Annotated in this window: 10 protein-coding genes, 1 tRNA gene and 2 rRNA genes (1 of these 13 only partly in view); all 13 read right to left on the reverse strand. The window is 38.0% G+C overall.

Annotated elements, in window-relative coordinates; translation table 11 throughout:
- Window positions 1–7: 7 nt before the first annotated feature.
- Complete coding sequence (fabG, locus tag IGL56_RS10950) at window positions 8–745, reverse strand: 3-oxoacyl-[acyl-carrier-protein] reductase (RefSeq protein ID WP_002356283.1); 738 nt, start codon at window positions 743–745, stop codon at window positions 8–10.
- A gap of 3 nt (window positions 746–748) precedes the next feature.
- Window positions 749–1678 (reverse strand): ACP S-malonyltransferase, encoded by a 930-nt coding sequence (gene fabD / locus IGL56_RS10955; protein ID WP_010816045.1) that lies wholly within the window; start codon window positions 1676–1678, stop codon window positions 749–751.
- Between the two features lie 32 nt (window positions 1679–1710).
- Window positions 1711–2667: an enoyl-[acyl-carrier-protein] reductase FabK gene (gene fabK, locus IGL56_RS10960; RefSeq protein WP_263306688.1), complete on the reverse strand. Its 957-nt coding sequence runs from the start codon at window positions 2665–2667 to the stop codon at window positions 1711–1713.
- A 136-nt stretch (window positions 2668–2803) separates the two neighbouring features.
- On the reverse strand, window positions 2804–3031 hold the full coding sequence (locus tag IGL56_RS10965; protein WP_002356278.1) for an acyl carrier protein: 228 nt from the start codon (window positions 3029–3031) through the stop codon (window positions 2804–2806).
- A gap of 52 nt (window positions 3032–3083) precedes the next feature.
- Window positions 3084–4049 carry a beta-ketoacyl-ACP synthase III gene (locus IGL56_RS10970; protein WP_002356277.1) on the reverse strand — a complete coding sequence of 322 codons (966 nt, stop codon included), beginning with the start codon at window positions 4047–4049 and terminating at the stop codon, window positions 3084–3086.
- Window positions 4050–4064: 15 nt separating this feature from the next.
- Window positions 4065–4505, reverse strand: coding sequence for a fatty acid biosynthesis transcriptional regulator FabT (fabT, locus tag IGL56_RS10975; protein ID WP_002362455.1), 441 nt, complete (start codon window positions 4503–4505; stop codon window positions 4065–4067).
- A gap of 389 nt (window positions 4506–4894) precedes the next feature.
- Window positions 4895–5125, reverse strand: a complete 231-nt coding sequence (locus IGL56_RS10980) for a YkuJ family protein (RefSeq protein ID WP_002379802.1) — start codon at window positions 5123–5125, stop codon at window positions 4895–4897.
- Window positions 5126–5225: 100 nt separating this feature from the next.
- Window positions 5226–6116, reverse strand: coding sequence for an NAD(P)-dependent oxidoreductase (locus tag IGL56_RS10985; RefSeq protein ID WP_002356274.1), 891 nt, complete (start codon window positions 6114–6116; stop codon window positions 5226–5228).
- Window positions 6117–6188: 72 nt separating this feature from the next.
- Entirely contained in the window at window positions 6189–7412 is a 1224-nt protein-coding gene (gene bgsB / locus IGL56_RS10990; protein WP_002389260.1) for a cell wall glycolipid biosynthesis glucosyltransferase BgsB, read from the reverse strand.
- A gap of 46 nt (window positions 7413–7458) precedes the next feature.
- Window positions 7459–8463: a cell wall glycolipid biosynthesis glucosyltransferase BgsA gene (gene bgsA, locus IGL56_RS10995; protein WP_002356269.1), complete on the reverse strand. Its 1005-nt coding sequence runs from the start codon at window positions 8461–8463 to the stop codon at window positions 7459–7461.
- A gap of 192 nt (window positions 8464–8655) precedes the next feature.
- Window positions 8656–8729: transfer RNA gene (locus tag IGL56_RS11000), tRNA-Asn, on the reverse strand.
- A gap of 6 nt (window positions 8730–8735) precedes the next feature.
- Window positions 8736–8851 (reverse strand): 5S ribosomal RNA (gene rrf, locus IGL56_RS11005).
- 96 nt (window positions 8852–8947) lie between these two features.
- A 23S ribosomal RNA gene (locus IGL56_RS11010) occupies window positions 8948–9090 on the reverse strand; it runs 2770 nt beyond the window's last position.

The following is a 9090-nucleotide window of genomic DNA, read 5'->3' on the forward strand; positions in this document are numbered from 1 at the left end:
CTTTCGTTTATCCGTGCATGACTAAGCCGCCATCAACATTCACGACTTGCCCAGTAATATAGGGACTTTTAGCTAAGAAAATCGCTGTAGCTGCGACATCTTCGACTTGCCCAAACGTTTGTAAGGGAATTTGCGCATTCATTTGTGTTTTAACTTTTTCCGATAAAACATCCGTCATTTCTGTTTGGATAAACCCTGGTGCAATCGCATTGCAGGTAATACCGCGCGGCGCAACTTCTCGTGCCACCGATTTAGTAAAACCAACGACACCGGCTTTACTCGCAGCGTAGTTTGCTTGACCAACATTTCCCATTAAACCAGAAACGCTAGCCATATTAATAATCCGACCACTTCGTTGTTTCATCATACGTTTAACCGCTTGTTGGGTCATGTTAAAAGTTCCTACCAAGTTAATATCTAAACAGGCATTAAAATCCTCTTTTGTCATTCGTAATAATAATTTATCATTCGTAATCCCAGCGTTATTCACCAGAATATCAATCGAGCCTAATTGGTCAACGGTTGCTTGAATCATCTCACCTGCTGCATCAAAATCGGAAATATCTCCAGAAAGGCCAATACATTTTACCCCAAAGGCTTCAATTTCTTGTCGTTGTTCTGGCGTAATCTCACTCCGACCGTTTAAAACAATATTGGCGCCCTCTTTCGCAAAAGCCAACGCAACTGCTTTGCCAATCCCACGAGTGCTTCCAGTAATAAATACGTTTTTCCCTGTTAATTCCATTTTTTACCTCCCAGTAAGTGCTGTTAACGTTTCTGTTAATGTTGCAACATCTTCCACACGGTGCATTTCAATTGTTTTGTCAATTTTTTTAACAAAACCAGTTAATGTTTTCCCTGGACCAACTTCAATCATCGTTCCCACGTTCATAGCCTTCATCGTTTCGATACTGTCTTCAAAACGTACCGCAGACATGACTTGCTTTTCCAATAACGCTTGAATTGCCTCTTGGGGCATAATTTCGGCAGTCGTATTACTAATGACAGGAATTTGCATCGTTTGAAAGTTCAATTTTGCTAAATCCTGAGCCAATTTTTTTGATGCTGGTTGTAACAGCGCCGTATGGAAAGGGCCACTCACATTTAACGGAATCATTCGTTTCACACCAGCTTCTTTGAGAAGTGTCATCGCTTGATCAACAGCAGCAACCTCACCACCAATCACGATTTGTTGTGGTGTATTATAATTTGCTGGAGCCACAATTCCGAAAGCACTGGCTTCTTGGCAGGCTTTCTCAATTACTTCACGCTCAGCATTCATAACAGCAACCATTTTGCCAGTTCCGTGTGGTGCTGCTTCTGTCATGTACTGACCGCGCTTTTGGACCAAGGCCACTGCTTCTGAAAAGCGCAAAGCCCCGCTGGCAACCAAAGCACTGTATTCCCCTAAGCTTAAACCCGCTACGACATCAGGCGTTAGTCCTTTTTGTTGCAAAAGACGGTAAAATGCGACACTGACTGTTAAAATAGCAGGTTGCGTATATTCTGTTTCATTTAAACGTTCATTTTCAGTAAAACAAAGTTCTGCCATCTCATAACCTAAGATATGACTTGCTTCATCGAAAGTTTCCCGAACAATCGCTTCTTGGTGATATAATTCTTCACCCATCCCTTGATACTGGGCTCCTTGTCCACTAAATAAAATCGCTGTTTTCATACGACACCTCATTTTTTGTTAAAATTATTCACTTAGCCCCAACGCTGATTCATCTTATGTACAATCGCTTTGCATTCAGACATGAGTGAATCAATGATTTCTTGGGCTGTTTCTTCTTTTTTTATTAACCCGGCAATTTGTCCCGCCATGACGGAACCGTAATCCATATCCCCGTCAACGACAGCTTTGCGCAAAGCGCCCTGACCAATTTTTTCAAACATTTCTAAATCAGGCACTTCTTTTTGGAGTTCTTGCTTTTCTAATTGATTATATTGAGCGGTTAATTTATTTTTTAAAGTACGCACTGGATGGCCAAAATGTTGGCAGGTAATTACTGCATCTAAATCACGTGCCTTTAAAACTTTCTGTTTATAATCTGGATGAACGTTGCATTCTTTGGCAATTAAAAAACGTGTGCCTAACTGGACTGCTTCAGCACCTAACATAAAGGCCGCAGCCATACCACGACCATCACCAATCCCACCTGCTGCAATCACAGGAATTGACACAGCGTCAACGATTTGCGGTAAGCCACCCATAGTGGTTAACTTGCCAATATGTCCACCAGCTTCCATTCCTTCAAAAATGACAGCATCGGCACCAATTTTTTCCATTCTTTTTGCTAAAGCAACTGAAGGAACTACTGGGATTACTTTAATGTTATGTTCTTTAAAACGAGCCATGTATTTGGCTGGATTGCCTGCACCTGTCGTTACGACAGGAACCTGTTCTTCACAAACCAAATCGACAATTTCATCGGCAAAAGGTGAAAGTAACATGATATTGACACCAAAGGGTTGCTCCGTTAATTCTTTAACTTTTTTAATTTCTTTTTTTACGACTTCTTTTGGGGCATTGCCGCCAGCAATAATCCCTAATCCACCAGCGTTTGACACGGCACTTGCTAATGAAGCATCGGCTACCCAAGCCATACCGCCTTGAAAAATGGGATAATTGATTCCAAGCAACTCACATAACTGTTGATTCATTGATTTTATACGTCCTTTAGTTCTAAGATAAGTACACTTCATTCAAGTAAAAAAGGATTTTTCCGGCTTATTTACTTGTTTTTTTAGGGACTGGGTCATTTAGCAATTAAATGTCCCAGCCCCCTATTTTCATGTATTAGTTTGCTTGTTGTTTTTCTACATATGTTACTAAATCTTGAACGGTTTGGATGCCATCTTCTGTTTCGATTTTCACATCAAATTCATCTTCGATTTCGTTAATGATTTGGAATAAATCTAAGCTATCCGCATCTAATTCTTCTTGAATGTTTGTAGTTAATTGTACCTCTTCAGCATCTTTTCCTAATTCTTCTACGATAATTGCTTGAATTTTTTCAAATACCATGTGTATATTCCTCCAAAATAGTCATTTTCTTCATTTATATGTGAACAGTTTTTTACAGCGTTAGGAGCAGTGAGCCCCATGTTAAGCCGCCGCCAAATCCTGTTAGCACCACGCGTTGTTGGGAACCTAAAATTAAGGTCCCATTTTCAACTGCTTCATCCAACAAAATAGGAATACTAGCAGCTGAGGTATTGCCATATTTATCCATATTCGTTAAAAACTTCTCGCGGGAAATCTTCGTCTTACGTGCAATTTTATCGATAATGCGCACATTTGCTTGATGTAGTAGAAGATAATCCACGGTTTCGTCCGTCACGAGTGATAAAATATTTTGTGAAACATCTTTAATCGCAAAATCAAAAATACTACGTCCTTCCATCTGTAGCGTCTTACTAGCCTGCTCATGCCCCTGATAAAAAGGACTTTCGTTGATCGTGTAGCCTGACGTTAAAGCCGCCCACCGTTGTCCATCTGCTTGTAATTTTTCATTTAGAAAATGCGGTGTCTCAGCCTCTTCAATCAAGACGCCGGCAGCCCCATCACCGAAAAGCACCGCTGTGGAGCGATCGGTCCAATCCAACATTTTGGAAAATGTTTCGCCACCAATTACTAGACCTGTTTGATAACGACCACTTAAGACTAGTTTTTCTGCCATGCTTAAGGCATAGACAAAACCAGAACACGCTGCACTGATGTCAAAAGCAAAGGCCTCAGTGGCGCCAATTGCGCCTTGCACTTGGCAAGCAACAGAAGGCATATTGAAATCTGGTGTCACTGTTGCAACTAAAATAAAGTCAATCTCACTTGCTTGCTTTCCAGATTTTTCCAATAACTGTTTTGCGACTTGATGACATAAATCAGACGTATTTTCTTGCGTAACGATGCGACGTTCACTAATGCCTGTTCGCGAATGTATCCATTCATCAGAGGTATCCATCATTTCACTCAGTTGGTGATTCGTGACACAATTCTCTGGAACATAACGGCTTGTACAACTAATTCGTGCATAATTCTTCATGGGGATCCTCACTTTTTATTTGTATTCTTGCAAGAAATCATGAAGATTTTTTAGTGCTCTTAACAGCGCTTGTTCTTCTTCTTGCTCCATGCCTTTCAAAATGTTTTTAACCATTTCACGATGAAAATGCTGATGGACTCTAAAAAGTAATTTTCCCTTTTTGGTTAAGCCAAGCTTTACTACACGTCGATCATCTTCACTACGCAAACGTTCAACATAGCCTTTTTTAACTAAGTTGTTAATCGCTACAGTAAGTGTTCCGACGGTAATTGACAGTTCCTTGGCTACTTCTGAAGACGTTTTTTTCTTGTACATACCAATTGCTTCGATTGTGTGCATCTCCGTAATGGATAAATCATTAAATTGTGATTTTTTCAATTCAGATTCTTCAATCGTTAAGATGTCATTAAAGACACTGACTAAGTAATCGTTGACTGTTTCTAAATTAGGTTCCATTCTGTGCACCATCCATATACTTTGATTATCAAAACATTTGATGTTCAAACTATATCGTAAATAAGCAAAGAATGCAAGAGAATTTTCTATATTTTTAATGAAATATTCTTCAAATATTTCAAAAAAGGCGCATTTTCAAGGGACGAGGCTTTTAAAAAAAGGATCAATTACTTTGATACCCAAACTATTTTCACAGAAAAAGGAAAGAAGTGCAACTAAAAAGCATCACTGGCACTCCCCTGATTGAGAAGTGCCAGTGATTTTTGTTATATAATTCTTAAACTCCCACTAAGCTATTGCTACAACTTGACTGGATAATACGAGAAGAGAGTGAACCAGAAGCTTTGGTGCTTCTACTCCACTCCCTTATTAAAATGTAGGACGATTAATTATTGAATTAAGTCGTAAATTTCCATTGCTACAATATCGATGTTATCGAATTGATAGCTTTGGTGCGTATCAGATTCTGTTAATTCAAATGTTTCTGTTGATTTATCAAAACTTACAATACATTTCTCTACGCCTTCACGTTCAAAGCGGCGTACTTGTACTTCATTATCTGCTGCTTCGATCATTGCTTCCAGTCTCTTAATAATCGCCACAAGTTGTGAATGTTTCATCAGTGGGCCTCCTTTTGCAAACTAGTTCTGTACCATTGTAACAAAACATTGCCTAACTTGCATGATTTTTCGTCATTTTTTTTGATTTTTTTGTTGTTCTTTAATTTTTATTCGTTGGTTGCTTGCCATCTGTCCACCAAAGCTTAATTAAGGCCTGTGTGCCATCATTTTCAAACCCTTTATCTGCAAGGCTTTCATATAATTCTGTCGCTTTTTGCGTCGCTGGCAATGGAAGGTCAAGTTTTTTTGCTTCATCTAACGCAATCTTTAAATCTTTGATAAAATGTTTAACAAAAAAGCCTGGCGTATAATCTTCTTTTAAAATACGCGGACCATAATTACTTAATGACCAGTTCGCAGCACTACCACCACCGACTGTTTCCAGAACTTTTTCTAAAGTTAATCCTGTCGCATTTGCATAAACGAGCATTTCAGTCAAACCGGTCATTGTGCCTGCAATCATTAACTGATTCGCCATCTTAGTATGTTGCCCTTTTCCAGCTGAGCCGTGTAGCATAAACGTTTTACCAAATGTTTTGAAAATTGGTAAGACGGTGTCATAACTTTCTTGATCGCCACCAACCATAATTGTTAAAGTACCATTTTTAGCACCTAAGTCACCACCAGAAACTGGCGCATCCAACGCATGAGCACCCACTTCTGCTGCTTTTTTGGCAATCTTTTCAGCCAAGGTCGGCGTACTTGTGGTTAAATCTACTACTATTTTACCTGTAAGATCTGCTTGAAAAATCCCTGTTTCATTAAAATACACGCCTTCAACATCTGAAGGAAAGCCAACCATTGTAAAAATGATATCACTCGCTTCCGCAATTGCTTTTGGCGTATCATACCAAACTGCTCCTTCAGCAACTAAATCATCTGTTTTACTTTTTGTTCGATTGTAAACATTGACAGATAAATTGTTTTTCATCATGTTACGAATAATTGATTTCCCCATGACACCCGTTCCAATAAAGCCGATTTTAGACATAGTAGCTTCCTCCGTTCTTAAAATAAAAAACTTTCCTCCTTCAGTATAAACGAAGGAGGAAAGTTTTGCAGTTTATTTTCTTAAAGATGTAAATTTTACTTTAATTTTTTTTATTGAGTCCGCATTTTCTTTTTCCATTTGAAGTTGATCAAAGTAAATCAATGTATCTTGATAAAATTCAATCATTTTGTTGCCAAAGTTTGTAGAAGAAATTTCAAATAATTTTTCATCTAAAATAGTTTGGTCCATTTTAATATTTGCTTGTATATAGTCAATCAATGTTGGGGCAAAATCACTGTCTGTCTTAAAAGTTTTGCCTAAGCTTTCATGATCAAATAAATTATTTAAATAGGCGTTCCCTTCTGCAACACATTGAACGCCAGCGGCCATCGCTTCTGTATAAGTTAAGCCTTGTGTTTCCGACGTTGAGGCGCTGACAAAATAGTCAGCAGCTTTATAATAAATCGCGACTTCTTCATTTGGCACTTCACCCGTAAATTGAACGTATTCACTGACTTCTAGTTCTTCTGCTAATTCTTTTAAATCCTCTAGATAGGGACCATTTCCAACTATTACTAAACGAGTTTGTGGTAATTTTTCAATAATTTGTGGTAATCCTTGAATAATTGCTTGAATATTTTTTTCATAAGAAATTCGACTTAACGATAACAACATAATCTGTTGCTCTTCAATACCTAGTTGTTGACGCATTCCAGCGATCATTTCCTCAGTAATATCGGGACGTAAAAACTTATCAATTTCGATCCCTGTTGGAATAATTCTCATTGGTGCAGTCACTCCATAATCCCGTAATTTTTCAATTACACGTTCACTGGGACAAACAACACCTGTCGTATGATTTGTAAACACTCTTGAAAAGAATTTAACATGTGATGGACGGACAACTTTTCCTTTAGCAATATAATGTAAGTAATCTTCATACATCGTATGATACGTATGGATGACAGGAATTTTCATTTTTTTCCCAACCATTTTCCCTAAAATACCCGCACCAAATTCAGTATGTGTATGAATTAAATCTAATTCCAATTCTTTGGCAATTAAATAGGCATACCACATACCGCGAACCACTACTCGGCGATCTTTAAAAGATACGAATGGCACACTAGGCATTCGTATGACATCTTCTTCAAAATCAGTCGCGTTAGGATCGGTTGTCGTAAAAATATACACTTCATGGCCGTGCTTTTCTAATTCATCTTTTAAGGTCTTAATAGAAGTCGCTACCCCACTCACTTGCGGGAAATACGTATCAGTAAAAAAACCAATTTTCACTCTCATTACCTCCATTTCATCTAACAATAACTGCCTTCAATATTTGTTAAGATAAGACTGTTTCGTAGACTTCTTTTAACTCGTAACCAATTTGCTTGATACTTCTTTGCTCTGCTACTTGATAGCCTGCTTCTCTAGTGCTAGGTATTTTCCCTTCTAATAAGCCTTCAATATATTTTTTAAATTCTTCAATAGAATGACCCATATAACAATTTTCATTAGCTACTAGCCAGCCTTGATAAACTGGAATATCACGCACTAAAACTTGTTGCTGACTAGCTAATGCTTCTAAGACAACAATTCCTTCCGTTTCTTCACGCGAAGGGAAAAAGAAGAGATTCGCTGCCGCATAGGCCCCTTCGATGACATCTCCTTTAATATAACCTGGGAAAATAACATTTTCTGGATGATCTTCTTTAACTAATTGTCGAATATTTTTTGGGATAGAATACATTGGTGTATCACCAAACCAAATAAATTGATACTCTGGTAACTGTCGCGCAACTTCAATAAAATCAGTGATTCCTTTACGTTCAAAAAATAATCCCACACAAATAATTACTTTTTTCTCTTCATCTATTTTAAAATATTCTCGGAATTTTTGTTCCTTTTCTTCTGAGGGATAAAAGCGTGATAAATCAATACCATTTGAGATCGCCGAAATAGGCACTCTAATGCCATATCCTTCTAGCAATGTTTTAGAATACGGTGTTGGTGTAATTAAATGATCCGCTTTGGAATACAAACTGATAAGATATTTTTTTACTAATGGTGCCAGTTGATTAGACCCAATAAAGGAATTACGAAAATCTTCTTCTGTCGAATGGGCATGATAAATAACTTTTTTTCCTAGTTTACGTGCTTTTCTGACCATACGATGGCTATTTACGCCATATGTATTAATATGCAATATATCATAGTCACTGCAATCAGCATCTAATGTATATTCTATTCCAACTTCAGAGAGCGCTCGTTTCTGGTGATCTAATGCTCGACCAATACCTGATTTAGCTAAGATTTTCTCACCTTCAAAATATAACAATATTTTCAAACCCGCTCCTCCTTTTCTGCTTTACTAACTATAATAAACACATTATACCATAGCTAAAATTTGATGTATTCATTCTTCGGTAGGATCCTTTTAATCTTATAAATGTTTTTAAGGTCCCTTCTTCAAGCTTATCAAAAAATAGTGAATAAAACAAAAAAAGCAAAAACCAAGTTGGTTTTTGCTTTTGCTCAACTCCGGCAGTAGGACTCGAACCTACGACATCATGATTAACAGTCATGCGCTACTACCAACTGAGCTATGCCGGAATAATCGCGTGGCGACGTCCTACTCTCACAAAGGGAAACCCTTCACTACAATCGGCGCTAAGAAGCTTAACTTCTGTGTTCGGCATGGGAACAGGTGTATCCTTCTCGCTATCGCCACCACACTGGGTGTTGTTTCTTATTGAGTTGAATCTTCATTCACTCAAAACTGGATTGAAGTTTGAATCAAAATAACCAAGTTGCTTTTACTTATCCATTCTTTGGTTAAGTCCTCGACCGATTAGTATTGGTCCGCTCCAACTATCACTAGCCTTCCACTTCCAACCTATCTACCTGATCATCTCTCAGGGGTCTTACTTTCTTAAAGAAATGGGAAATCTCATCTTGAGGTGGGCTTCACACT

It is taken from the genome of Enterococcus sp. DIV1316a, assembly GCF_050536915.1.
Lineage (GTDB): Bacteria > Bacillota > Bacilli > Lactobacillales > Enterococcaceae > Enterococcus > Enterococcus faecalis.